Below are 24,836 nucleotides of genomic sequence, written 5' to 3'. Positions count from 1 at the left end.
GCGGTGACCCAGGAGCGGGTGCCGCGGGACACCCAAGGTGCGCCGAAGTTGGCGGTGAGACAGCTTGCCGCATGGAGAGGACAGAGCAATGAACGGGTCGCAATTCGAGCGCGCAAACATCGTGGCAGAAGAGCTGTCGGCGACGGTCGCCTCGAAAACGACCGACCCGATTCAGGAACACAATTCGCGTCCCAAAGCCGAGGGCCTCTACGATCCGAGTTTGGAGAAGGATTCCTGCGGTGTCGGCTTCATCGCCAACATCAAGGGCAAGAAGTCGCACGAGATCGTCTCGGACGCGCTGAGCATCCTCTGCAATCTCGAGCATCGCGGCGCCGTCGGTGCCGACCCGCGCGCCGGTGACGGCGCCGGCATCCTGGTGCAGATCCCGCACGCCTTCTTCAGCCGCAAGGCCAAGGAGCTCGGCTTTGCGCTGCCGGGACCCGGCGAGTACGCCATCGGCGCGCTGTTCATGCCGCGCGACACCGCCTGGCGCAACGTCATCAAGAGCATCATCGCCGACCAGATCAAGGAGGAGGGCCTGACCCTGCTCGGCTGGCGCGACGTGCCGACCGACAATACCTCGCTCGGCGTCACCGTGAAGCCGACCGAGCCCGCCTGCATGCAGGTGTTCATCGGCCGCAACGGCACCGCCAAGACCGAGGACGAGTTCGAGCGCCGGCTCTACATCCTGCGCAAGTCGATCTCGCAGGCGATCTACCAGCGCCGCGACCGCGGCCTTGCGGGCTATTATCCCTGCTCGATGTCCTGCCGCACCGTGATCTACAAGGGCATGTTCCTCGCCGACCAGCTCGGCAAGTACTATCCCGACCTGCACGAGCAGGATTTCGAGAGCGCGCTCGCCCTCGTTCACCAGCGCTTCTCGACCAACACCTTCCCGGCCTGGTCACTGGCGCATCCCTACCGCATGATCGCGCATAACGGCGAGATCAACACGCTGCGCGGCAACGTCAACTGGATGGCCGCGCGGCAGGCCTCGGTCAGTTCCGAGCTGTACGGCAAGGACATCAACCGGCTCTGGCCGATCTCCTATGAGGGCCAGTCCGACACCGCCTGCTTCGACAACGCGCTCGAATTCCTGGTGCAGGGCGGCTACTCGCTGCCGCACGCAGTGATGATGATGATTCCGGAGGCGTGGGCCGGCAATCCCTTGATGGATGAGAAGCGCCGCGCCTTCTACGAATATCATGCCGCGCTGATGGAGCCGTGGGACGGCCCCGCCGCGATCGCATTCACCGACGGCCGCCAGATCGGCGCCACGCTCGACCGCAACGGCCTCAGGCCCGCGCGCTATCTCGTCACCAAGGACGACCGCATCGTGATGGCGTCCGAGATGGGCGTGCTGACGATCCCCGAGGACCAGATCATCACCAAGTGGCGCCTGCAGCCCGGCAAGATGCTGCTGGTCGACCTCGAGCAGGGCCGCCTGATCCCGGACGACGAGATCAAGGCCGAGCTCGCCAGGAGCCATCCTTACAAGGAGTGGCTGGAGCGGACCCAGATCGTGCTGGAGGAGCTGCCGAAGGTTGCGACCACCGGCGTGCGCTCCAACCTGTCCCTGCTCGATCGCCAGCAGGCGTTCGGCTACAGCCAGGAAGACATCACCATCCTGATGACGCCGATGGCCGCCACCGGCGAGGAAGCGGCGGGCTCGATGGGCAACGACACGCCGATCTCGGCGCTGTCGGACAAGGCCAAGCCGCTGTTCACCTACTTCAAGCAGAACTTCGCGCAGGTCACCAACCCGCCGATCGACCCGATCCGCGAGGAGCTGGTGATGAGCCTCGTCTCGATCATCGGGCCGCGGCCGAACCTGTTCGACCTGCAGGGCATGGCCACGACCAAGCGTCTCGAAGTGCGCCAGCCGATCCTGACCGATGCGGATCTGGAAAAGATCCGCTCGATCTCGGAAGTGGCCGAGTCGCATTTCAAGTCGCGCACGCTGGACACCACCTTCCACGCCGGGCTCGGCGCGGCGGGCATGGACCAGGTGCTGGACGAGCTCTGCGCGCGCGCGGAAAGCGCCGTGCGCGAGGGCGTCAACATCATCATCCTGTCCGACCGAATGGTCGGCACCGACCGCGTGCCGATCCCCTCGCTGCTGGCCTGCGCCGCCGTGCATCATCACCTGATCCGCACCGGCCTGCGCACCTCGGTCGGCCTCGTCGTCGAATCCGGCGAGCCGCGCGAAGTGCACCATTTCGCCTGTCTCGCGGGCTACGGCGCCGAAGCGATCAATCCCTATCTCGCGTTCGAGACCATCATCGCGATGAAGGACCGCCTACCCGGCTCGCTCGACGACTATGAGATCGTCAAGCGCTACATCAAGTCGATCGGCAAGGGCCTGCTCAAGGTGATGTCCAAGATGGGCATCTCGACCTACCAGTCCTATTGCGGGGCGCAGATCTTCGACGCGGTCGGTCTCAAGGCCGACTTCGTCGGCAAGTTCTTCGCCGGCACGCACACCCGCGTCGAGGGCGTGGGTCTGGCCGAAATCGCGGAAGAGGCCGTGCGGCGCCATGCCGACGCGTTCGGCGAGGCGCTGGTCTACAAGAGCGCGCTCGATGTCGGCGGCGAATACGCCTATCGCAGCCGCGGCGAGGACCACGCCTGGACCGCCGAATCGGTGTCGCTGCTCCAGCACGCCGCGCGCGGCAATTCGCAGGAGCGCTATCGCGCCTTCGCGAAAATCCTCAACGAGCAGTCGGAGCGGCTGCTGACGCTGCGCGGCCTGTTCCGGATCAAGAACGCGGAAGAAGAGAAGCGCAAGCCTGTGCCGCTGGACCAGGTCGAGCCGGCCAAGGAGATCGTCAGGCGCTTCGCCACGGGCGCGATGAGCTTCGGCTCGATCTCGCGCGAGGCGCACACCACGCTCGCGATCGCCATGAACCGGATCGGCGGCAAGTCGAACACCGGCGAAGGCGGCGAGGAAGCCGACCGCTTCAAGCCGATGCCGAACGGCGATTCCATGCGCTCGGCGATCAAGCAGGTCGCCTCCGGCCGCTTCGGCGTCACCACGGAGTATCTCGTCAACTCCGACATGATGCAGATCAAGATGGCGCAGGGCGCCAAGCCCGGCGAAGGCGGCCAGCTGCCCGGCCACAAGGTCGACGCGACCATCGCCAGGGTCCGGCATTCGACGCCCGGCGTCGGCCTGATCTCGCCGCCGCCGCACCACGACATCTACTCGATCGAGGATCTGGCGCAGCTGATCTACGACCTCAAGAACGTCAACCCGACGGGCGACGTCTCGGTCAAGCTCGTCTCCGAGATCGGCGTCGGCACGGTGGCCGCGGGCGTTGCCAAGGCGCGCGCCGACCATGTCACCATCGCGGGCTTCGAGGGCGGCACCGGCGCCTCGCCGCTGACATCGATCAAGCATGCCGGCTCGCCGTGGGAGATCGGCCTCGCCGAAACCCATCAGACGCTGGTGCGCGAACGGCTGCGCAGCCGCATCGTGGTCCAGGTCGACGGTGGCTTCCGCACCGGCCGTGACGTCGTGATCGGCGCGCTCTTGGGTGCCGACGAGTTCGGCTTTGCCACTGCGCCCTTGATCGCGGCCGGCTGCATCATGATGCGCAAGTGCCATCTCAACACCTGCCCGGTCGGCGTCGCGACGCAGGACCCCGTCCTGCGCAAGCGCTTCACCGGCCAGCCCGAGCACGTGATCAACTACTTCTTCTTCGTTGCCGAGGAAGTCCGCGAGATCATGGCAAGCCTCGGCTTCCGTACCTTCAACGAGATGGTCGGCCAGGTGCAGCTGCTCGACCAGACCAAGCTGGTCGCGCACTGGAAGGCCAAGGGCCTCGATTTCTCCAAGCTGTTCGTCAAGCAGAAGGAAGAGAAGGGCCAGAAGATCTATCACTCCGAGCGCCAGAACCATCATCTGGAGGCCGTGCTCGACCGCACGCTGATCGAGCGGGCGCAGCCCGCGCTCGACCGCGGCGCACCGGTGAAGATCGAGGCTGCGATCAACAGCACCAACCGCTCCGCCGGCGCGATGCTGTCGGGTGCGGTGGCCAAGATCTACGGCCATGCCGGCCTGCCGCACGACACGATCCATGTCAGCCTCAAGGGCACCGCCGGACAGGCCTTCGGCGCGTGGCTCGCCCACGGCGTCACCTTCGAGCTCGAGGGTGAAGGCAACGACTATGTCGGCAAGGGCCTCTCGGGCGGCAAGATCATCGTCAAGCCGCCGAGGAACTCCGCGATCGTGCCGGAAGAGAGCATCATCGTCGGCAACACCGTGATGTACGGCGCGATCGAGGGCGAATGCTACTTCCGCGGCATCGCCGGCGAACGTTTTGCCGTGCGCAATTCCGGCGCCGTGGCGGTGGTCGAAGGCGCGGGCGATCATTGCTGCGAATACATGACCGGCGGCATCGTCGTCGTGCTGGGCAAGACCGGGCGCAACTTCGCGGCCGGCATGTCCGGCGGCATTGCGTACGTGCTGGACGAGAGCGGCGACTTCGACCGGCTGTGCAACATGTCGATGGTCGAGCTCGAGCCGGTGCTGTCGGAAGAGCTGATCAACGCCGGTACCTATCATCACTCCGGTGACCTCGAGGCGCATGGCCGGGTCGACGTGTTCAGGAACCTGCTCGCCTCCGACGTCGAGCGCCTGCACGTGCTGATCTCGCGCCATGCCAAGGCGACCGGCTCCAAGCGCGCCGCCGACATCCTTGCCAACTGGAAGGAATGGCTGCCCAAATTCCGCAAGGTGATGCCGGTCGAGTACCGGCGCGCGCTGCGCGAGATGGCCGCCAACGCGGACGCCGAGCCGAAAATCGCGATCGGGGCGTAGCAACAAGCCCTCATGGCGAGGAGCGCGAAGTGCGTCTCGAACCATGAGGTCACCATCTGGGCCTCTATCCTTCGAGACGCGGCGCGAAAGAGCGCCGCTCCTCAGGATGAGGAGTGAGAGAACAAACGAGTTAAGCGGCAGGGACTTCGGGTTTAATGGGCAAGATCACGGGTTTTCTGGAAATCGAACGGCACGACCGCAAGTACACCCCGGTCGCCGAGCGCGTGAAGCATTACAAGGAATTCGTCATTCCGCTGTCCGAGAAGGAAGTGCGCGACCAGGCCGCACGCTGCATGAACTGCGGCATCCCCTATTGCCACGGCACCGGCTCGGTGGCGCCCGGCACGCCCGGCTGCCCGGTCAACAACCAGATCCCAGACTGGAACGACCTCGTCTATCAGGGCAATTGGGAAGAGGCCTCGCGCAATCTGCACTCCACCAACAATTTCCCGGAGTTCACGGGGCGCATCTGCCCGGCGCCGTGCGAGGCGTCCTGCACGCTCAACATCGACGACAACCCCGTCACCATCAAGACCATCGAATGCGCGATCGTCGACCGCGCCTGGGACAATGGCTGGCTGAAGCCGGAAGTGGCGGCCGTGAAGACCGGCAAGAAGGTCGCGGTGATCGGCTCGGGCCCGGCCGGCATGGCCTGCGCCCAGCAGCTGGCGCGCGCCGGGCACGACGTCCATGTCTACGAGAAGTACGCCAAGGCCGGCGGCCTGCTGCGCTACGGCATCCCCGACTTCAAGATGGAAAAGGGCGTCATCGACCGCCGTGTGACGCAGATGGAAGCCGAGGGCGTCACCTTCCACTACAACAGCCATGTCGGCGCCGAGGGCAATGTCGATCCGCGCGAGATGCTCAACGAGTACGACGCGGTGGCGCTGACCGGCGGCGCCGAAGCCCCGCGCGACCTGCCGATCCCCGGCCGCGACCTCGCCGGCATCCACTACGCCATGGACTTCCTGCCGCAGCAGAATCGCCGCGTCTCCGAGGAGCCGCTCGGCGGCGTCCAGGAGATCTTGGCCGGCGGCAAGCATGTCGTCGTCATCGGCGGCGGCGACACCGGATCGGACTGCATCGGCACCTCGCTGCGCCAGGGCGCGCTCTCGGTGACCCAGCTCGAGATCATGCCCGCGCCCCCCGAGCGCGAGAACAAGGGCCTGACCTGGCCGAACTGGCCGCTGAAGATGCGGACGTCCTCCAGCCAGGCCGAAGGCGCGGTTCGCGAGTTCGCCGTGCTGACGCAGAAGTTCTCGGGCGAGAACGGCAAGGTCAAGAAGCTGCACTGCGTGCACGTCGACGACAAGTTCAAGCCGATCGCCGGCACCGAGTTCGAGCTCGACGCCGACCTCGTGCTGCTCGCGATGGGCTTCGTCCACCCCGTGCACGAGGGCCTGCTCAAGCTGCTCGCGGTCGACCTCGACCCGCGCGGCAACGTCAAGGCCAACACGCTCGACTACCAGACCTCGCGCCCGAACGTGTTCACCGCCGGCGACATGCGCCGCGGCCAGTCGCTGGTCGTCTGGGCGATCCGCGAGGGCCGGCTGTGCGCAAGGTCGATCGATACGTTCCTGATGGGGAAGACGGATCTGCCGCGCTGATTTTTTTACTCCGCCGCCAAATCAGCAAAAGGTGTCATCGCCCGGCTTGACCGGGCGATCCAGTATTCCAGAGGCGGTTGTAGTTGAACGATAGGCCTCGGCGTACTGGATGCCCCGGTCAAGCCGGGGCATGACAGCTGAGTGAATGGTTGGAAAGCAGGCTTCACTCCAAGACGTGCCGGAAGTGCTGCGCGTCCCACTCGTCAAGCCGGAACAACACCTTGCCGTATTCAAGAAGCCTGTCGTTCGGTCGATAGCGTCGCGTCGAAACTTCGACATCCGACGGGACTTCACTTGGCATCAAGTGAAAAATGCTCGTTGGTCTCGCTCAGAGCCAGTAGTTTCTTGACGAGAAGGTCTCGACCTTCTGGATTGAGCCATAGCTCGAATTCGCCAGCCGAATTGATGTCCAAGGTAATTCGAGCAGCCATGATGGCCTCTCAATTCTGCAGCCTCACCCCAAGCAGCATCACCGTTCCCTGCGAACTCGACCCGGCCTGATTCGAATCCAGGATGTCGTGGCGGAGCGTGCCCTTGATCCAGATGTTGCGGTTGAGCTTGTAGATCAGGTTGCCTTCGAGCGAGTAGGTCTTGTCGTTGCGATTCTGGCCCTGGTAGTCGTAGGTGCCGTAGGTGAACTTGCCGACCGCCGTGAGCCAGCGGCGGAAGTCGTGGTCGACTTCGGCGGCGTAGGTGCGCACCAGGACGCCGGAGGAGCCGGGGATCGTGGTCTCGTTGATCTGCGTGTCGGTGAAGAATTTCACCGTGGTGAGGCCGCTGGCGTTCCAGATCAGGGAGCCCGTGGTGAGGAAGCCGGCGAGCTGGCTGAGACGCGGGTCGGTATAGTTGCGCGCGGAATAGCCGACCGAGATCTCGCCGGTGAGGATGCGCGAGAACTCGAAGGAGGAGCCGACCTTGGCGTAGCCGCCATTCGAGTCGCGGAAGTAGCCGTTGCGGTCGGCGGCCTGGTCGTGCACGCGGGTGTCGCCCTCGATCTCGACGAAGGGCTTCAGGCCCGGCTTGAGATCATAGGAGAAGCGACCGACGCCGCCGTATTGGTTGAAGTCGCGGTCGGTGTTGGGGAAGACCGAGCCGTCGGTGAGTTTCGAATCCGTGTAAGCCGTGCGATCGACGGTGGCGCCGGCGGCGACCTGGAAGCGATTGAAGGTCTGGTCGAAGCCGATCGTAGTGCCATAGGCGGCGTAGACCGGATATTTCTGCAGGCCGGCCTGCACGTTCGGGCTGCCGGGATTGTCGGTGGCGAGCCGCAGCCGCAGCTGCGAGGTCAGCTTGAAATCGCGGGTGACGTCGAGCCGGCCATCGACATGGCCGGTGAAATCGGGGCGGTTGGCCTCGACCGGCGACGGCGAGGCGAGGCCGTCGATCGTCGCCGGCATGTTGCTGGTGTAGCCCGAGAACGATCCGCGCAGATCTGCGACAAGCGCATGGCGCTCCCAATCGGACACCACGAGCAGATCGGGCGCGATCACATAGGCCGGCGAACCGACAGGCTTGTTGAGGCGCGTCGGATTGGTGTCATAGCCCGCGGAGAGCTCAATCCCGCCCTTGATCAGAAAACTGCCGGCATAATCGCCGACGGCGCCGAACGGATCCTCATCGGCCCTCAGGCGGCGGCGCAGCGGCTGGCCAGGCACGTTGCCCGCCATCGCCGGCGGCACCGGGACCTTGTGCGCGGTCTCGGAGGGCGGCGACGCGATACGCGGCGGAGTGAGCGTGCGCTCCGGTGTTGTCGGCGGGGCCTTCGAGCCCGGACCGGCCGCGCGCTTCGGCTTCGGCTGGCCGGGATAAAGCTTTGGCTGCTGCCGCTTGCGGTTGAGCGAATCGTAGCCGGAGCTGCTCGCGCCGGTGGCGGCGGGCAGACCGTAGGTCGGGACCTGACCGATGCGCGAGGTCGCCGGCGTCTCGCGGACCTTGCGCGGATCGGCATTGGGATCGGGCAGCGCCGGCAATGAATCCGATGGTGCCTGCGGCACGCCCGCGGTGCGGCGCGTCGGCAGCGTGTCGGGCGAGGCAAAACCGCCGCGGTTGGGATTGAACAGGTCGGGCGTAAGGCTCTGGGCGGACGCCGGGGCGCTTCCGAGGGCCGTCAGCGCGAGGCACGGCAAAGCCGCGCGCAGGAAATGCGCGCGTTTGCTCCGGCCATTGCCTGGAGACGGCACCACGATGGAATAACCCCAACGAAATCAAACACTTTCACGATCATCCCCACCGGCTGGCAGGAACCATCGTTAATGGAGTTAAAACAATTATGGTTAATGACCGGTTGAGGGTGTTGGGGCGCTCGTCGCCTCGCTGGTCGGGGCGTGCTAAGCAGGCGCCAACGGGCGAACGCCCCCTCCTCCCTGGACCAGCCCATGCCGAGCTCGAAACCGCTGATGACCGCATCATCCGGCCCCATCCCCGACAGCGTCGAATCCGCGCTCCGCACGCTGGAGACCGAGAGCGGCGGCATCAACGCGCTCGCCGCAGCTCTGCGCGGCCCACTGGGCGCGACCTTCGCGAAAGTCGTCGACCTGATCCGCAACGCCAAGGGCCGCGTCATCGTCACCGGGCTCGGCAAGTCCGGACACATGGGCCGCAAGATCGCGGCGACGCTGGCCTCGACCGGCACGCCCGCCTTCTTCGTGCACGCCGCCGAAGCCGGCCATGGCGACCTCGGCATGATCACCACCGACGACGTCATCATGGCGCTGTCCTGGTCCGGCGAGCAGCCGGAGATGAAGAACCTCGTGAACTATTCGGCGCGCTTTGCGATTCCCATGATCGCGGTGACGTCGAACGCCGCGTCCTCGCTCGGCCAGGCCGCCGATCTCGTCATCGAGCTGCCGAAGGCGCGCGAGGCCTGCCCGCACAATCTGGCGCCGACCACCTCGACCCTGATGCAGGCCGCGATCGGCGACGCCATCGCGATCGCGCTGCTCGAAGGCCGTGGCTTCACCGCGCTGGAATTCGCGCATTTCCACCCCGGCGGCAAGCTGGGCGCGATGCTGAAATTCGTTCGCGACTACATGCGCACCGGCGCGGAGATTCCGGTCAAGCCTGAAGGCACCAAGATGTCGGAGGCCGTGGTCGAGATGTCGGCCAAGGGGCTCGGCTGCGTCTGCATCGTCAACGCTGCGGGCGAGGCCGTCGGCATCATCACCGACGGCGATCTGCGCCGCCACATGCGGCCCGACCTTTTGACCGTGTCGGTCGATGAGATCATGACGAAGCAGCCCAAGTCGGTGCCGCCCACGATGCTCGCAACCGAGATGATCGAGGTGCTGAACACCCGCAAGATCACGACGCTGCTGGTGACGGAGGCGGGCAAGGTGGTCGGCATCGTCCATCTGCACGACCTGCTGCGCGCGGGGGTGGCGTAGGGCACGCGGTTTCTCCCGGCGCCGTGTCATTCCGGGGCGCGCCACTTGGCACGAGCCTGGAATCCATTCATCTCCGAGGGCGCTGCACGATGGATTCCGGGCTCACGCTTCGCGTGCCCCGGAATGACGGCAAGGAGTTCATTGCGGAAACCGTGCCGCGTTCTCCTCCAGGGGCAGTCGCAGCCCGTTCGCCAGATACGACACGGTGCGATAGAAGCCGCACAGGAGCATGATCTCCAGGATCTGTGCCTCGTCGTGATGCGCCGAGAGTGCGACGAATTCCTCGTCGCTCAACGTCGCGCGGTGATGCAGCGCGTCGACGGCTGCGATCAGCGCCTGCTCGCCCGGTGACCAGCATGGCGATGCTGCGTCGCCCTGCACCGTCGCACGCACTTCTTCCTCGGTGAGCTTTGCCGGCCCGGCAAAGATCGCGACATGCACGCCCCATTCGTATTCGCATCTGTTCAGTGCGCAGGTGCGGTCGATGACGATCTCGCGCTGGCGCAGGGAGAGCGGGCCGGGATCGAGCAGGCCGCCGGCGCGAAACTTGTCCCAGGCGCGGCTGTGGCCCGCCATCACCCGGAACAGCACCAGCGGCGGCGCGCCGCGCATGATGCGATCGAGCTGCGCCTGGATCTCCGGGGGATAAGGCGGCGTGAGCGGGGCGATGCGCGGTGCGGCTTCGGACATGGGCCGGCTCCTTTGCTACATTTATAGTAGCAATACGCTACATTATTTGTAGCATGACGCAAGAGGCGACGATGGTGAAACAGGCTGGCTCGAAGACACGCAGCGTTCGCGGCTCGCGCACCGGGCGGCCGATCATGGCGTTGCTTGACCTGCTCGGCCGGCGCTGGACCTTGCGGATATTATGGGAGTTGCGCGAAGAGTCCCTCACTTCGCGCGCGCTGCGCAGCGCCTGCGACGAGGCCTCGCCGACGGTGCTGCAAGCGCGGCTGACCGAACTGCGCGAGGCGGGCTTCGTGGAGCTGGGCGACGGCGGTGGCTATGGGCTGACGGCACTGGGGCGGGATTTGTGCGAGACGTTCATGCCGCTGCACAGGTTTGCGGAGCGGTGGAAGAAGTAGAGCTTTTTCCTACCCTCCCCTGGAGGGCAGGGGAATCGCATGTGCACATTTTGCAGAGGTCGTCATGCCCGGGCTTGTCCCGGCATCCACGTTCTTGTGCTGCGTGGAAACGCGTGGATGGCCGGGACAAGCCCGGCCATGACGCTGTAGAAACAGTCGGTGCCCCACAACTCACACCTCACATGCGATGGCCCTGCCCTCCAGGGGAGGGTAAGAAGCTACGCGACAGCGACGGTCAGGTTCGCACCGTCAACTTGCACCACCTTGACCCGCGTCCCGGCCGGCGTATCCGGACCGGCAACGCGCCACACCGTGTCGCCGATACGCATGGTGCCGCTGCCGTCGATGATCGGTTTCTCCAGCGTGAACTCGCGCCCGAGCAGCGCTTCGCTGCGCTTGTTGAGGAAGGGGCTTGCGCTCGCGTCCGGCTTGGGCCGGGCGAGGCGGCGCCACACCGGCACGGCGGCCGCGGCGAAGACCGCGAACATCACGAGCTGTAGCTGCCATGACACCACGACCGCGAACGAGATCAGGCCGACCAGCAGCGCGGCGAGCCCGAGCCAGAACAGGAAGATGCCCGGCGCCAGCACCTCCAGCGCCATCAGGAGAAAGCCGAGAATCAGCCAGTTCCAGGTCCCGAGCGAGACGAACATGTCGGTCATGACACGACCTCTAAATTGGCGAATGTCCTCATCGGAAGGCCATGCGCTGTCACTATCCCTGGCGCGGCGGCACCGCCGGCGGCGTGCTGCCAGTCGTCGGCACCGAGCCGCCGCGGCGGGCGGCCGCGGACACCGCGCCTTCGCCGAATGTTGCCTTGGCGATCTCGCCGATGCCGGCGAGCGAGCCCAGCATGCTCATCGCTTCGACCGGAAGCATGATGACCTTCTGGTTCGGCGAGTCCGCCAGCTGCCCGAACGCCTTGATATACTTGTCGGCGATGAAATAGTTCAATGCGGCGACGTCGCCCTTGGAAATCGCGTCGCTCACCATCTGAGTGGCCTTCGCCTCGGCCTCCGCCGAACGCTCGCGTGCCTCGGCGTCGCGGAACGCCGCTTCCTTGCGGCCTTCCGCCTGGAGGATCTGGCCCTGCTTGGCGCCCTCGGCGCGCAGGATTTCCGACTGGCGTTGGCCTTCGGCCGCCAGAATGTCGGCACGCTTGACGCGCTCGGCCTTCATCTGCCGGCCCATGGCCTCGACGAGGTCGGCCGGCGGCACGATGTCCTTGATCTCGATGCGGTTGACCTTGAGACCCCAGGGCGAGACCGCGGCATCGACCACGCGGAGCAGGCGCTCGTTGATCTCGTCGCGATGCGACAGCACCTGGTCGAGATCCATCGAGCCCATCACCGACCGGATGTTGGTCATGGTGAGGACCGTGATGCCCTGGTTGAGATTGGCGACCTCGTAGCTCGCCTTTGCGGCATCGAACACCTGGTAGAAGGCGACGCCGTCCACCGTCACGGTGGCGTTGTCCTTGGTGATCACCTCCTGTTCTGGAATGTCGATCACCTGCTCCATCATGTTGATCTTGCGCCCGACGCGATCGAAATAGGGCACGATCAGATTGAGGCCGGGGCTCAGCGTCTGCGTGTATTTGCCGAACCGCTCGATGGTCCAGTCATAGCCCTGCGGCACCGTCTTCACGCCGGCCACCAGCGTGACGATGACGAGCAACACCAGAACAATAGCGAAAATGTCGAAACCGCTCATATCTCCTCCAAGCCGGGAAAAAGCCCTTTCCGGCGCTGTCATTGGTCGGCATCACGATCCTACCGGTTCAGCGGTCGCAACTCACGTCGGTTTGCCGCGACTGTTCCGCAAGAACAGCGGCGAGTGCATTTATTTGAACCGACCGGACCACAGCCATTGAAAAACGGCAGCGGCCACCCACAGGCTGATCTAGTTGGACCAGCCGAAATTGACCGGCTTCAGCCCGACGAGCTCGGGCCGCTCCTTTCGCAGTTTCGCCAGCTGGACGGCCGTCGGCCTTGTCTCGAAATTGCGTGGCTGCCCCGGAAAGACGGTCGCCACGTAGTACAGCCCGGGCGAGAGGATATCGATCTTGGGCGTACGCACCGGCACGAATCCCGACGACACGCCATTCGGAAGATAGGTGCCCGGGCGGCCCGTCGTCGTGTAGTTCTGCAGCTCAAGCCCGGTCGTTCCGACAGCGACAGGAATGGCGGCAAATCCATCGGGGGCAAGGCTGATTCCACGGGCATTGATCGCCGGAAAACCGCTGTGAACGAACTGAAGATAGTTGATAGTCTCGGTGCCGCCGTTTCCGACCAGTAGGATGGCCGCATCGCCCTTCACGGCGCTGCCTGCCCGTACCGCGTCCGGATACATAGTGGACGCAACATCACCGGTCGTATTGCAGCCTGCGAGCGCGCAGGCCACGATAGCGACAAAGACCCATCCTCGCATTGACCGAAACCCGCCGCCTTGTGCCGTCCGTCGCAGCCACCGAATGGCGACAGACTCCCCACCGTCATTATGTCAGACCCTTGCGGGCCTCTCCAGACGGAGAGTAGCTCCGGCGATGTTATTCAACCACGGAGTTGGCGATCGCCAGCAGCGAGGGTGAAATCACCAGGTCGAGTGACTTGGCCGTCTTCAGGTTGATCGTCAGCTCGAACTTGGTCGGGTTCTGGACCGGCAGATCGGCCGCCTGCGCGCCCTTCAGAATGCGGTCGATGTAGTCCGCGGCGCGCCGGAGCTGCTCGGCGCTGTCGGTGCTGTAGGACATCAGCCCGCCCTCGTCGACGAAGGTGCGGCTCCAGAATACCGCGGGCACGCGCGCCTGTGCGATCGCCGAGAGCAGTTGCGCGCGGTTGGCCATGGTGAAGAAGTCCGGCAGGACCAGGATGGCGCCGTCTTTGCGCGAAGCCAGCGCCCCGATCGAGGCGGCGTCATGGACTGGCGCGGGCTCGACCGTCACGTGCAGCGTCCGTGCGGCATCCTCGATGGTGCGCAGCATCAGAGGCGCGAACGGCGCGGTGGCGGGATTGTAGACGACGAGCACGCGGCGGACGGGCGGCGTGACCTGGGTCAGCATCTCCAGCCATTTGCCGGCGAGCGGACCGTCATAGTCGGTGAAGCCGGTGATGTTGCCGCCGGGATGCGCGAGGTTTTCGACAAAGCCCTGGTTGACGGGATCGGTGACGACGGCGAACACGATCGGGATCGTCGTGGTACGCCGGCGCAGCTCCTCCACCGAGGGCGTGCCGACCGCGAGCATGACGTCGGGCTTGAGCGCGATCAGCTCGTCCGCAAGCTGCGCGATGCGGGCGCGGTCGCCGCCGCCGCTGCGCCAGGCGATCTTGAGGTTGTCGCGCTCCTTCCAGCCAAGGCCGGCGAGCGCCTCGACCAGGATCGTGCTGCGGGCCTGCCCGATCGCGTCATCGGCGGCCGTGACCGAGAGCACGCCGAGCCGCCGGGTCGCGTGCGGCGGCTGCCCCAATACCGGGGCCGGCAGCCCCACGATCATCCCGAGAAGCGCCAGGCACTCACGGCGGTTCATGGGGCGCCCATCAGATCCAGCCCTGAAGCTCGCGCAGCACCAGGGTTCGGATCACGTCCATGCCGGGTTCGCTGTCGTTGAGACACGGGATCGCGGAAAACTGCTCGCCGCCATTGTGCTTGAAGATCTCGGCGTTCTCCTGCGCGATCTCCTCCAGCGTCTCCAGACAATCGGCGGAAAAGCCCGGCGTCACCACCGCGATGCGGCGCACGCCTTCCTTGGCGAGCCGCTCCATGGTCTTGTCGGTGTAGGGCTGGAGCCACTCGTCATTGCCGAAGCGCGACTGGAAGGTCAGCAGCAGCTTTGTCTCGTCCATGCCGAGCCGGCGGCGCAGCGCCTGCGTCGTGGCAATGCAGTGCTGCTGGTAGGGATCGCCCTTCTCGACATAGGATTTGGGCATGCCGTGGAAGGACGCCACGATCAGCTCCGGCTTGAAGGACAGCGTCGCCAGATGCGCCTCGATCGAGGTCGCGAGCGCCTCGATATAGGCAGCGTCGTCATAATAGGGCGGCGTCACCCGCAGCGTCGGCTGGTTACGCAAGCGGGCCAGCACGCGGAACACTTCGTCGCAGACGGTCGCCGAGGTCGAGGCGGAATATTGCGGATAGAGCGGCACGGCGAGAATGCGCTCGCACCCTTTCGCGGTCAGCGCGTCGATGCCCGCTTTGATCGAGGGATTGCCGTAGCGCATCGCCCAATCGACAACGACGTGATCGCGGTCCGACAAGGCTGCTGCGAGCTTGTCGCTTTGCGAGCGCGTGATGGTCTTCAGCGGCGACTCGTTCCGCTCGGTGTTCCAGATCTTCTGGTAGTCCAACGCCTTGGTGCGGGGACGGCTGCGCAGGATGATCCCGTTCAGCACCAGCTTCCAGATCAGGCCCTGGTCCTCGATGACGCGGGCGTCACTGAGGAACTCCCTGAGGTAGACCCGTACGCCCGGCGCATCGGCGGTGTCAGGCGTTCCGAGATTGACCAGGAGCACACCAACGCGCGGCAAGGCTGATCGGGTGGCCGGTCTCGTGGTCTCGATGGGGACGACACTGGTCATGGCACTGTGGGTCGCGCGTTGGTCCGAACTTGTCAAGATGAGCCGGGGTTCGCTAGGGTCGCACCCAAGCGGGGGGAGACAAGATGACGCTCGCGGAATGGTGCGTATTCGGAGCGCTGCTGCTCTATCTCTCAACGATCGCCTCGGTCAAATGGATCAGGTTTCGCCGCTTCGACAATTCCCGGCCGCGCGACCCCGCGTTCTATGAGGACGCCCTCTCGCAGCGCGCTCTCGGGGCGCACCAGAACGGCATCGAGACCTTTCCGTTCTTCGCCTTCGCGGTGCTGCTCGCCGAATACAGGGACTCGCCGCAGCGCCTGATCGACGAGCTCGCGGCGCTGTTCCTGATCGTGCGCCTCGCCTATGTGCTGACCTATCTCGGCAACCGCCCGACCCTGCGCTCGATTCTCTGGAGCATCGGCTTTGCGATCAATCTCGCGATCTTCTTCATGCCGGCCTTGAAACGGTTCCTGCCGGTGTGAGCTTCTCTTCTTCCTTCTCCCTTGTGGAGAGAGGAAGAATTCAGAAACACGTCGTTCGTTCGGCGGCGATGTAGCCGAACAGCAGGCCGACGCCGAACAGCAGCACGAGCCCGGCGGCGCCGAATTCGATGCCGCGCATGAAGAGAGCACCGCCGCCGTCGCGCCCGGCGCTGAGGCGGGCGGCGATGTCCTTGGCGGAGACGGCGACGATCGCGATGGCCGCGACCGTGATCGCGGTGCCGAGACCCATCAGGAAGGTTGCGGCGACGCCGGCCCAGAACAGGCCCTGGGCCAGTGCGAACACCAGGACCAGGATCGCGCCCGAGCACGGGCGGATGCCGACGGTCAGGATCGCAGCGAACCCGCGCCGCCAGCCACCGGGCCCGGCCAGCTCGCCGGGGGTGGGGCCGTGGGAGTGGCCGCAATGCTCGTCATGAACGTGACCATGCCCGTGGTCATGGTGAGCGTGGCTGTGGCCACGGCGGTGATCGTGCCCGTGATCGTGGTCATGATGAGCATGGGCATCACGGTGATGGTGATGATCGTGGTCATGATGGTGCGGCACGCCCGCAATCGCCGGCACCGGCTGGGCGGCCTGAAGCGCGCGGATGAAGGTGCCGCCCTTGACCCAGACCAGGCGCAGGCCGAACAGCGCGATCAGGGCGTAGCTCGCGATCTCGATCACCCCTTCCGCCTTGCACATGGTCTTTGCGGTCGCATTCAGGATCCAGGCCGAAATGCCGACGATGAGGATCGCCACCAGCGACTGCATCAGGGCAGAGGCGAAGGACAGCGCAATGCCGCGGCGCGCGGTCTCGCGGTTGGCAACCAGATAGGAGGCGATCACCGCCTTGCCGTGGCCGGGACCGGCGGCGTGAAAGATGCCATAGGCAAACGAGATGAACAGCAGCGTCCACACCGCCGAGCCGTCGGACTTCGCGGCCCGGATGGTCGCCGACATCTGGCGATAGAATTCCGACTGTTTTGCCAGTAGCCAGCCGATGACGCCGCCGGACTCAGGCCCGGCCGCCTGCTGTTGGCGCGGCGCGCCGAACGGATTTTGCGCGAGCAGATCGTGGAGCGCGGCATCGGCCACGGCCGCGACCAGCAGGACGGCGGTGCAGGCGAGCAGCCCGCGCGCGAGCGGAGAGAGTTGCGGCTTCAAGGGCAATCCACCGTGATCTTGTTGGCGAACATCATGCCGAAATTCGAGTTCTCGCCGTTCAGGAAGGTCTGCTCGTTGAGCTTCTGCGCGCTCGCGGTGCCGTCGTTCGGTCGCTCCAGCTTCATCTGGCAGCCCGCGGGCGCGCCGACCAGCTTGACCGGATTGTCCTTGGCCATCTGGAAGTCGATGAAGAAGGAACGGTCGAACACTTCGAGCACCAGTTGCTTCGGCTTGACCGGATTCTTCAGTGGCAGCGTGAAGTGCAGGGTCAGCACCGTGTCCTTGTAATCGAGGAAGTAGTCGACCGGCTCCTGGAATCTTTCCTTCTTGCCGTCGGCTCGCGCAAAGGTGAAGTAGGCATATTCCTTAAGTGACTCGACATTGGTCTGCGCCAGCGGCGTCAGCTCCTCGCGCGTATAGACGCCCTTGGTCTTGCTTTCGAGCCCCTGCACCGCATAGGTCGAGAACATATCGTCGAAGGTCCAGGCATGGCGCACGCCGGTGATGCTGCCGTCCGCCGCATAGAGCAGCTCGCTGGTCGCGGTGATCCAGACATGCGGATGCGCGCTCGCCGCACCTGATACGAGCGACAGGCCGGCAGCGAGCAGCCATCCGAACAGGGTGCGCATCTCCATCAGGCCGCCTTTGCGTCGTCGAGCAGGCCGCGGCGGCGGAGCAGCGCGTCGGGCTCGGGCGGGCGGCCGCGGAAGGCCTCGTAGGCAGCTTCGGGATCGACCGATCCGCCGCTCGAGTAGATGTCGTCATGCAGACGTTTGGCGACCGCGGGATCGAAGATGTCCCCGGCCTCCTCGAACGCGCCGAAAGCATCGGCGTCCATCACCTCCGACCACATGTAGCTGTAATAGCCCGCGGCATAATGATCGCCGGTGAAGATGTGGCCGAACTGCGTGGGCCGGTGCCGCAGCGCGATCTCCTCGGGCATGCCGATCTTCTCCAGCTCGCGTCTTTCGAAGGCGCGGACATCCTGCGCGGCAGCGGCCGGCTGGGTGTGGAATTCGAGGTCGATCAGCGCCGAGGAGACGAACTCGACCGTGGCAAAGCCCTGATTGAATTTTCGCGCGGCCAGGAACCGTTGCAGCAGCTCATCCGGCAGCGGCTCGCCGGTCTGGTAATGGCGGGCGAACTTTTGCAGCACCTCCGGCCGCTCCTGCCAGTGCTCGTAGAGCTGCGAGGGCAGCTCGACGAAGTCGGTGAACACGGAGGTGCCCGACAGCGAGGGATAGGTCACGTTGGAGAGCATGCCGTGCAGGCCGTGGCCGAACTCGTGGAACAGGGTGCGGGCGTCGTCGGGCGACAGCAGCGAAGGCTCGCCGCCGGCTCCCTTGGCAAAATTGCAGATGTTGAGGACGAGCGGCGCGACATCGCCGTCGAGCTTCTGCTGGTCGCGCAGCGAGGTCATCCAGGCGCCGGAGCGCTTCGAGGGCCGGGCGAAGTAGTCGCCATAGAACAGCGCCTTGTGCTTGCCGTCCGGCCCCTTCATCTCCCAGACCCGGACGTCCGGGTGCCAGACCGGAACGTCCTTGCGCTCCTCGAAGGTGATGCCGAACAGGCGCGTGGCGCAGTCGAATGCAGCGGCGATCATGTTGTCGAGCGCAAGATAAGGCTTGATGGCGGCGTCGTCGAAATTGGCGCGCTGAAGGCGCAGCTTCTCGGCATAGAAGCGCCAGTCCCAGGGCGCGAGCTTGAAATTGCCGCCCTCTTCCGTGATCAGCGCCTGCATCTCGTCGCGGTCCGCGAGCGCGCGTGCCCGCGCCGGCTTCCAGACCCGCTCCAACAGGCTCCGCACCGCATCCGGCGTCTTGGCCATGGAGTCCTCGAGCCGGTAGGCGGCGTAGGTCGGGTAGCCCAGGAGCTTGGCGCTTTCCTCGCGCAGCTTCAGGATCTCGACGATGGTCGCGTTGTTGTCGTTGGCGTTGCCGTTGTCGCCACGCGCGATGAAGGCCTTGTAGACCTTCTCGCGCAGGTCACGCCGGGCCGAGCTCTTCAGGAACTGCTCGACCGAGGAACGCGACAGCGTGACGATGGCCTTGCCTTCCATGCCGCGCTCTTCTGCCGCAGCCTTGGCGCTGGCGACAAAGCTCTCCGGCAGGCCCTGACGGTCGGCCTCCGCCAACTCCATGAACCACTCCTGCTCGTCCCCGAGTAGATGGTGGCTGAAGCCGGTGCCGAGCTGGGCCAGCCTCTCGTTGATCTCGGCCATCCGCGCCTTGGCCTCATCCGAGAGACCGGCGCCGGAGCGGTGGAAGCGGGTGTAGGTGCGCTCCAGCAGGCGAAGCTGCTCGGGCGTGAGCCCAAGATTGGCGCGGTTCTCGTGCAGCTGGGCGATGCGGCCGAACAGCACGGCGTTCATCATGATCGGATTCCAGTGCCGCGCCATCCGCAAGGAGATCTCCTTGTCGATCTCCAGGATGGCCGGGTTGGAATGCGCCGAGACGAGGTCGTAGAAGACCGCCGCAATCTTGCTCAGCAGCTTGCCCGAGCGCTCCAGCGCCGTGATGGTGTTGGCGAAGTCGGGCGCCGCCGGATCGTTGATGATCGCCGCGATCTCGGCGGAGTGGTCGGCGAAGGCCTGCTCGAACGCCGGCAGGAAGTGCTCTGGCTCGATCTCGTCGAAGGGCGGGGTCGCAAACGGCGTCAGCCAGGCCTTCAGCAGCGGGTTGGTCTCGGCGTCCGTAGTTTGGCGGGTTTCTGACATCACAAGTCCCGAATTCGTGGCTCGATTGTTGCGGCCAGCTATAGCACGCGATGGGGCTTTTTTAGGCCATTTGCCCTTGCTCCCGGCCGCCTTTTCGGGGAGATTGCGCCCCTCGAAGCTACGGACCCTGAGCTCATGAACGCGCCTTCCTCATCTTCCCGTCAGATCGCCTGGCCGAGCGTCATCACCGTCATCAGCGCCGCCATCCTGATCGGCGCCGAGGTGTTCGGCGCGGCCTTTGCCGGCGGCTGGGCGCTCGCGATCCTGTTCGGGCTCGGCGACCAGGGCGCCCACATCCTCCAGGCCGTGCTGTTCGCACTCGGCGTGCTGGTGATGACCGCGTTCATCCGCGGAGCGCAGCGCATCGAGCCGTTCACGAAGCGCGGCTGACGCTCACGCGCGACAGATACGCGCGCTGCACGAAGAAGCTTAACGCGGGTTCATCTTCCGCGTCGCTCGCGCAACACTGCGCAAGCAGATGTTAGGCAATTCGGTTGCCAGCCTAAAAAAATTCTTGCGAAGCAGAGTCAAAACGCTTATGTGCGGATTTGCCCAATTTCGCACGTGCCTGTGGTCGTGTGTCAGTCGGTAGGTATCCGGACAAGAGGCCGGACAGCCGCCAAGGGGTGAAGAAGCCGAGGGGCTCTTCGGAAGTGCAGAAGTCGGAAGACCGAAGGTCGGACGACGAAGCAAACCCGGAGCGCCCAGCATCTCTCTCAAAGAGGTGCCATGTCGAAGGTGACTTTACTCTTTGCAACCGTGACTGGCAGCCGGAGGCGAACCGGCGCACCCCGCTCTCAACGGGGGACGCGACTTAAAGCAACGACGGATCGGGCTTTTTTGGTCTCTACCGGCAGTCCAACGCCGGCGCGGGCTACTGAAAAGGCTTGTCCTTCATTGCCAGGTGTGCGGGCGGGAACACTCCCAACCAATCCACGGCAGCACAGTCTGGTTTGAGTCTTGTGGCTTCGTCGCGCCTCCATCGCGCGATCCGGCCAGAGCACTCTTATCCGGCGTCATGTTTTGAACGGGCCCGTCGCTGGGCCGTTTGGGAGAGTGCCATGACCGAACGTATCCAGGAATTCCTGCGCAATCGCCGCAAGGATGGCCTCGACACCGAGCCGTGCCTCGTCGTCGACCTCGAGGTCGTGCGCGACAACTACCAGAGCTTCGCCAAGGCGCTGCCGGACAGCCGCGTGTTCTACGCCGTCAAGGCGAACCCGGCGCCGGAAGTGCTGGCCCTGCTCGCCTCCATGGGCTCCTGCTTCGACACCGCGACCGTCGCCGAGATCGAGATGGCGCTGGCCGCTGGTGCGACGCCCGACCGCATCTCCTTCGGCAACACGATCAAGAAGGAGCGCGACATCGCGCGCGCCTTCGCGCTCGGCATCCGGCTGTTCGCCGTGGACTGCGCCGCCGAGGTCGAGAAGGTCGCCCGTGCCGCCCCCGGCGCGAGGGTGTTCTGCCGCATCCTCTATGACTGCGCCGGCGCCGAATGGCCGCTGTCGCGCAAGTTCGGCTGCGACCCGGAAATGGCGGTCGAGGTGCTCGACCTCGCCAAGCGCCAGGGACTGGAGCCGTGCGGCATCTCGTTCCATGTCGGCTCGCAGCAGCGTAAGGTGAAGGCGTGGGACCGTGCGCTGGCGATGGCCTCGCAGGTGTTCCGCGATTGCGCCGAGCGTGGCATCAACCTGTCCATGGTCAACATGGGCGGCGGCTTTCCGACCAGGTACCTGAAGGACGTGCCGCCGGTCGTGACCTACGGCCGCTCGATCTTCCGCGCGCTGCGCAAGCACTTCGGCAACCAGATCCCGGAAACCATCATCGAGCCGGGCCGCGGCATGGTGGGCAACGCCGGCATCATCGAATCCGAGGTCGTGCTCATCTCGAAGAAGAGCGACGAGGACGAGGTCCGCTGGGTCTACCTGGACATCGGCAAGTTCGGCGGTCTCGCCGAGACCATGGACGAGTCGATCCGTTACGCCATCCGCACCCGTCACGACGGCGCGGACATGACGCCGTGCGTGCTCGCAGGTCCGACCTGCGACAGCGCCGACGTGCTGTACGAGAAGAACCCGTATCCGCTTCCCGTCACGCTCGAGATCGGCGACAAGGTGCTGATCGAAGGCACCGGGGCCTATACGTCGACCTACTCGTCGGTGGCGTTCAACGGCATCCCGCCGCTGAAGACGTACCACATCTGATCCGCCTCCCTGTCTGAGGCCTGACGAACCCGGGAGCCGGTCCGCCGGCTCCCTTCCTGACATTGCCATTCTGACGACGCTCGAGTCCGCGTGCCACTGGCGCACGGACTTGCGCGAGGATTGACGTGCCATGACTGCTCCCCGGAAGCCACAGATCGCCCTCTCCTCGAAAGCCGCTCCGTTCGCGATCCGCAACGAGCGCGCTGCCGACGTCGCGACGCGTGAAGCGCTGCTCGATGCCTGCTTTGGCGAGACCCGCCACGGCCGCACCTGCCAGCGCCTGCGCGACGGGCGCGCACCTGCCGCCGGCCTCGCGCTGGCCGCCGTGCGCGAGGGCGGGCTCGTGGGAACCGTGCGGCTGTGGCACGTCAGCGCCGGAGGCAGGCCCGCTCTGGTCCTCGGACCGCTGGCGGTGGACCCTGCCTGCCGCGAGCTCGGGATCGGCGCCGCGCTGATGCATCAAGCGCTGGCCGCCGCCCGGGCGCGCGGGCATGCCGCCGTGATCCTGCTCGGCGACGCCCCCTATTACGCCCGCTTCGGCTTCTCGGCGGAGAAGACCGGCGAGCTCTCTCTGCCCGGCCCGTTCGAGCGCGACCGCCTGCTGGCGGTCGAATTCACCGATGGCGCGCTCGATGGCGCCGAAGGGATGATCGTCCCGACCGGCGCGGCCCTGTCCAAACGGAGGGCGGTTCGCGCCCTCCAGGCGCAAGCGGCCTGAGAGATCGCCTTCATAGCGAAGAGCGAAGTAGTACTGAGCGGGAGCGCCCGGCCGCGCCTGCGCTGGCTTCCTTTGGGGTTGCGCAGGCGCGAGAAACGCCCTTTAACCCCGCGAAACACCCTTCCGTCCGTCGAGGCCCATGACCATGTCCCGTCGCCTGATCTCCACCGGCTCGCCCCTCGAGAAGACCGTCGGCTACAGCCGCGCTGTGATCGACGGCGATTTTGCCTTCGTCGCGGGAACGACCGGCTATGACTACACCACGATGACGATGCCGGCCGATGTCACGAGCCAGTCACGCAACTGCTTCAAGACCATCGAAGCCGCCCTGAAGGAGGGTGGATTCGAGATGGCCGATATCGTTCGTGCGACCTACTACGTCACCGACGCCAGCTACATCGATAACCACTTTGCCGTCTGCGGCGAGGCTCTCGGCGACATCAGGCCGGCTGCGACGTTGCTTGTCGTCACCGCCCTCGCCAAGCCCGAGATGAAGGTCGAGATCGAAGTCACCGCCAAGCGCCGCAGCATCTGACAAGCGCCGCAGCGCCTGATCCGCCCCACCCTTTTGTCTGCCAGCACTTTCCGGAGAAACCATTCCATGAGCCCTGCCTCGCAGATCTACGCGAAGATCACCGGTCCCATCGTCATGGTCGGCTTCGGCTCCATCGGCAAAGGCACATTGCCGTTGATCGAGCGGCATCTCGACTACGACAAGTCGCGCATCACCGTGCTCGATCCCAAGGACGAGGGCCGCAAGGCGCTTTGCGAGAAGCACAATGTCAGGTTCATCCAGAAGGGCCTGACCAAGGACAATTATCGCGAGGTGCTGACCCCGCTGCTCACCGAAGGCGGCGGCCAGGGCTTTTGCGTCAATCTCTCGGTCGATACCGGCTCGACCGACATCATGGAGCTCTGCAACGAGCTCGGCGCTCTCTACATCGACACCGTCAACGAACCCTGGCTCGGCTTCTATTTCGATTCATCGAAGGGCCCGGAAGCGCGCTCCAACTACGCCCTCCGCGAGGTGACGCTGGCGGCCAAGAAGGCGCGCCCGGCCGGCTCGACGACGGCCGTCTCCTGCTGTGGCGCCAATCCCGGCATGGTCTCCTTTTTCGTCAAGCAGGCCCTGCTCAACGTCGCCGCTGATCTGAAGCTCAACGCCCCAAGGCCGAAGACCAGGGCCGAATGGGCGGATTTGATGCGGCAGGCCGGCATCAAGGGCATCCACATCGCCGAACGCGACACCCAGCGATCCAAGAAGCCCAAGGAGCCTGACGTCTTCGTCAACACCTGGTCGGTGGAAGGCTTCCTGTCGGAAGGCGTGCAGCCGTCCGAACTCGGCTGGGGCACCCATGAAAAATGGATGCCCGAGAACGCGCGGACCCACGAAGCCGGCTGCGGCGCCGCCATCTATCTGATGCAGCCCGGCGCCAACACGCGCGTGCGCACCTGGTGCCCGACCCGCGGCGCTCAATATGGCTTCCTCGTCACCCACAACGAGTCGATCTCGATCGCCGATTACTTCACGGTGCGTGACGCATCGGGCACGGCGATCTATCGGCCGACCTGCCACTATGCCTACCACCCGGCTGACGATGCCGTGCTGTCGCTGCATGAAATGTTCGGCCGCGCCGGGAAGATGCAGGAAAAGCACCACATCCTCGACGAGAACGAGATCGTCGATGGCATCGACGAACTCGGCGTGCTGCTGTTCGGCCATGACAAGAACGCCTACTGGTACGGCTCGCAGCTCTCGATCGAAGAGACCCGCAAGCTCGCGCCCTATCAGAACGCCACCGGCCTGCAAGTGACCTCCGCCGTGCTCGGCGGCATGGTGTGGGCGCTGGAAAACCCGAAAGCAGGCATCGTCGAAGCCGACGAGATGGATTTCGATCGCCTGCTCGAAATCCAGATGCCCTATCTCGGCCCCGTGAAGGGCTTCTACACCGACTGGACGCCGCTGACCGATCGTCCGGGACTGTTTCCGGAAGACATCGACACCAGCGATCCCTGGCAGTTCCGGAACGTTCTGGTGCGGTGAGCCCGCCTCTCTCCGCCCGTCATTCCGGGGCGC

At 65.3% G+C, this 24,836-nt stretch carries 21 protein-coding genes; 10 read left to right on the top strand and 11 right to left on the bottom strand.

Annotated features, from left to right (window positions below; all coding sequences use genetic code 11):
* Positions 1 to 88 precede the first annotated feature (88 nt).
* Both gltB and ACM42_RS31960 read left to right on the top strand, forming a co-directional pair.
* The gene (gltB, locus tag ACM42_RS31965) at positions 89 to 4,822 is read left to right on the top strand and encodes a glutamate synthase large subunit (protein ID WP_271531755.1); all 4,734 of its coding nucleotides are present in this window, start codon (positions 89 to 91) and stop codon (positions 4,820 to 4,822) included.
* Positions 4,823 to 4,977: 155 nt separating this feature from the next.
* The gene (locus ACM42_RS31960) at positions 4,978 to 6,429 is read left to right on the top strand and encodes a glutamate synthase subunit beta (protein WP_271531753.1); all 1,452 of its coding nucleotides are present in this window, start codon (positions 4,978 to 4,980) and stop codon (positions 6,427 to 6,429) included.
* 290 nt (positions 6,430 to 6,719) lie between these two features.
* On the opposite strand, the gene ACM42_RS31955 is transcribed toward ACM42_RS31960, so the two are convergent.
* Positions 6,720 to 6,860 (bottom strand): hypothetical protein, encoded by a 141-nt coding sequence (locus ACM42_RS31955; protein WP_271531751.1) that lies wholly within the window; start codon positions 6,858 to 6,860, stop codon positions 6,720 to 6,722.
* Between the two features lie 9 nt (positions 6,861 to 6,869).
* A complete protein-coding gene (locus tag ACM42_RS31950; protein WP_271531749.1) occupies positions 6,870 to 8,612 on the bottom strand; it encodes an outer membrane beta-barrel protein in 1,743 nt (580 codons plus the stop codon).
* Positions 8,613 to 8,804: 192 nt separating this feature from the next.
* On the opposite strand from ACM42_RS31950, the gene ACM42_RS31945 reads away from it, so the two are divergent.
* On the top strand, positions 8,805 to 9,812 hold the full coding sequence (locus ACM42_RS31945; protein WP_271531747.1) for a KpsF/GutQ family sugar-phosphate isomerase: 1,008 nt from the start codon (positions 8,805 to 8,807) through the stop codon (positions 9,810 to 9,812).
* Between the two features lie 138 nt (positions 9,813 to 9,950).
* Here the strand turns inward: ACM42_RS31945 and ACM42_RS31940 are convergent, their stop codons facing one another.
* On the bottom strand, positions 9,951 to 10,502 hold the full coding sequence (locus ACM42_RS31940) for a carboxymuconolactone decarboxylase family protein (RefSeq protein WP_271531745.1): 552 nt from the start codon (positions 10,500 to 10,502) through the stop codon (positions 9,951 to 9,953).
* 71 nt (positions 10,503 to 10,573) lie between these two features.
* On the opposite strand from ACM42_RS31940, the gene ACM42_RS31935 reads away from it, so the two are divergent.
* Entirely contained in the window at positions 10,574 to 10,900 is a 327-nt protein-coding gene (locus ACM42_RS31935; RefSeq protein ID WP_271531743.1) for a winged helix-turn-helix transcriptional regulator, read from the top strand.
* Positions 10,901 to 11,118: 218 nt separating this feature from the next.
* On the opposite strand, the gene ACM42_RS31930 is transcribed toward ACM42_RS31935, so the two are convergent.
* The 5 genes from ACM42_RS31930 to hemH all read right to left on the bottom strand — a co-directional run bounded on the left by ACM42_RS31930 (position 11,119) and on the right by hemH (position 15,474).
* Positions 11,119 to 11,562: an NfeD family protein gene (locus tag ACM42_RS31930; protein ID WP_271531741.1), complete on the bottom strand. Its 444-nt coding sequence runs from the start codon at positions 11,560 to 11,562 to the stop codon at positions 11,119 to 11,121.
* 52 nt (positions 11,563 to 11,614) lie between these two features.
* Positions 11,615 to 12,613, bottom strand: coding sequence for an SPFH domain-containing protein (locus tag ACM42_RS31925; RefSeq protein WP_271531739.1), 999 nt, complete (start codon positions 12,611 to 12,613; stop codon positions 11,615 to 11,617).
* 189 nt (positions 12,614 to 12,802) lie between these two features.
* A complete protein-coding gene (locus tag ACM42_RS31920; RefSeq protein ID WP_271531737.1) occupies positions 12,803 to 13,330 on the bottom strand; it encodes a hypothetical protein in 528 nt (175 codons plus the stop codon).
* Positions 13,331 to 13,448: 118 nt separating this feature from the next.
* On the bottom strand, positions 13,449 to 14,426 hold the full coding sequence (locus tag ACM42_RS31915) for an ABC transporter substrate-binding protein (protein WP_271531735.1): 978 nt from the start codon (positions 14,424 to 14,426) through the stop codon (positions 13,449 to 13,451).
* A 10-nt stretch (positions 14,427 to 14,436) separates the two neighbouring features.
* Positions 14,437 to 15,474, bottom strand: a complete 1,038-nt coding sequence (gene hemH / locus ACM42_RS31910; RefSeq protein ID WP_271531733.1) for a ferrochelatase — start codon at positions 15,472 to 15,474, stop codon at positions 14,437 to 14,439.
* Positions 15,475 to 15,557: 83 nt separating this feature from the next.
* On the opposite strand from hemH, the gene ACM42_RS31905 reads away from it, so the two are divergent.
* On the top strand, positions 15,558 to 15,956 hold the full coding sequence (locus tag ACM42_RS31905; protein WP_271531730.1) for an MAPEG family protein: 399 nt from the start codon (positions 15,558 to 15,560) through the stop codon (positions 15,954 to 15,956).
* A 40-nt stretch (positions 15,957 to 15,996) separates the two neighbouring features.
* On the opposite strand, the gene ACM42_RS31900 is transcribed toward ACM42_RS31905, so the two are convergent.
* The 3 genes from ACM42_RS31900 to ACM42_RS31890 are packed head-to-tail and all read right to left on the bottom strand — an operon-like array spanning position 15,997 to position 19,837.
* A complete protein-coding gene (locus ACM42_RS31900) occupies positions 15,997 to 17,121 on the bottom strand; it encodes a nickel/cobalt transporter (RefSeq protein ID WP_271531728.1) in 1,125 nt (374 codons plus the stop codon).
* Entirely contained in the window at positions 17,118 to 17,756 is a 639-nt protein-coding gene (locus tag ACM42_RS31895) for a DUF1007 family protein (RefSeq protein WP_271531726.1), read from the bottom strand. Before ACM42_RS31895 ends, ACM42_RS31900 begins: the two co-directional genes overlap by 4 nt.
* Positions 17,756 to 19,837, bottom strand: a complete 2,082-nt coding sequence (locus tag ACM42_RS31890) for a M3 family metallopeptidase (protein WP_271531723.1) — start codon at positions 19,835 to 19,837, stop codon at positions 17,756 to 17,758. The genes ACM42_RS31895 and ACM42_RS31890 overlap by 1 nt, the downstream gene beginning before the upstream one ends.
* Positions 19,838 to 19,972: 135 nt before the next feature.
* Here ACM42_RS31890 and ACM42_RS31885 point away from each other — a divergent pair, with 135 nt between their 5' ends.
* The 5 genes from ACM42_RS31885 to ACM42_RS31865 all read left to right on the top strand — a co-directional run bounded on the left by ACM42_RS31885 (position 19,973) and on the right by ACM42_RS31865 (position 24,803).
* The gene (locus tag ACM42_RS31885) at positions 19,973 to 20,227 is read left to right on the top strand and encodes a hypothetical protein (RefSeq protein WP_271531721.1); all 255 of its coding nucleotides are present in this window, start codon (positions 19,973 to 19,975) and stop codon (positions 20,225 to 20,227) included.
* A 671-nt stretch (positions 20,228 to 20,898) separates the two neighbouring features.
* Positions 20,899 to 22,041: a type III PLP-dependent enzyme gene (locus ACM42_RS31880; protein ID WP_271531719.1), complete on the top strand. Its 1,143-nt coding sequence runs from the start codon at positions 20,899 to 20,901 to the stop codon at positions 22,039 to 22,041.
* 130 nt (positions 22,042 to 22,171) lie between these two features.
* On the top strand, positions 22,172 to 22,759 hold the full coding sequence (locus tag ACM42_RS31875; protein ID WP_271531717.1) for a GNAT family N-acetyltransferase: 588 nt from the start codon (positions 22,172 to 22,174) through the stop codon (positions 22,757 to 22,759).
* Between the two features lie 145 nt (positions 22,760 to 22,904).
* Positions 22,905 to 23,294, top strand: a complete 390-nt coding sequence (locus ACM42_RS31870; RefSeq protein WP_271532265.1) for a RidA family protein — start codon at positions 22,905 to 22,907, stop codon at positions 23,292 to 23,294.
* Positions 23,295 to 23,360: 66 nt separating this feature from the next.
* On the top strand, positions 23,361 to 24,803 hold the full coding sequence (locus ACM42_RS31865) for a homospermidine synthase (RefSeq protein ID WP_271531715.1): 1,443 nt from the start codon (positions 23,361 to 23,363) through the stop codon (positions 24,801 to 24,803).
* The last annotated feature ends 33 nt before the right edge of the window (positions 24,804 to 24,836 follow it).

Source organism: Bradyrhizobium sp. CCBAU 25338, from assembly GCF_028128965.1.
GTDB classification, from domain to species: Bacteria; Pseudomonadota; Alphaproteobacteria; order Rhizobiales; family Xanthobacteraceae; genus Bradyrhizobium; species Bradyrhizobium liaoningense.
Note: the sequence above shows the minus strand (reverse complement) of the source record. Positions and strands in the feature narration are given on the sequence as shown.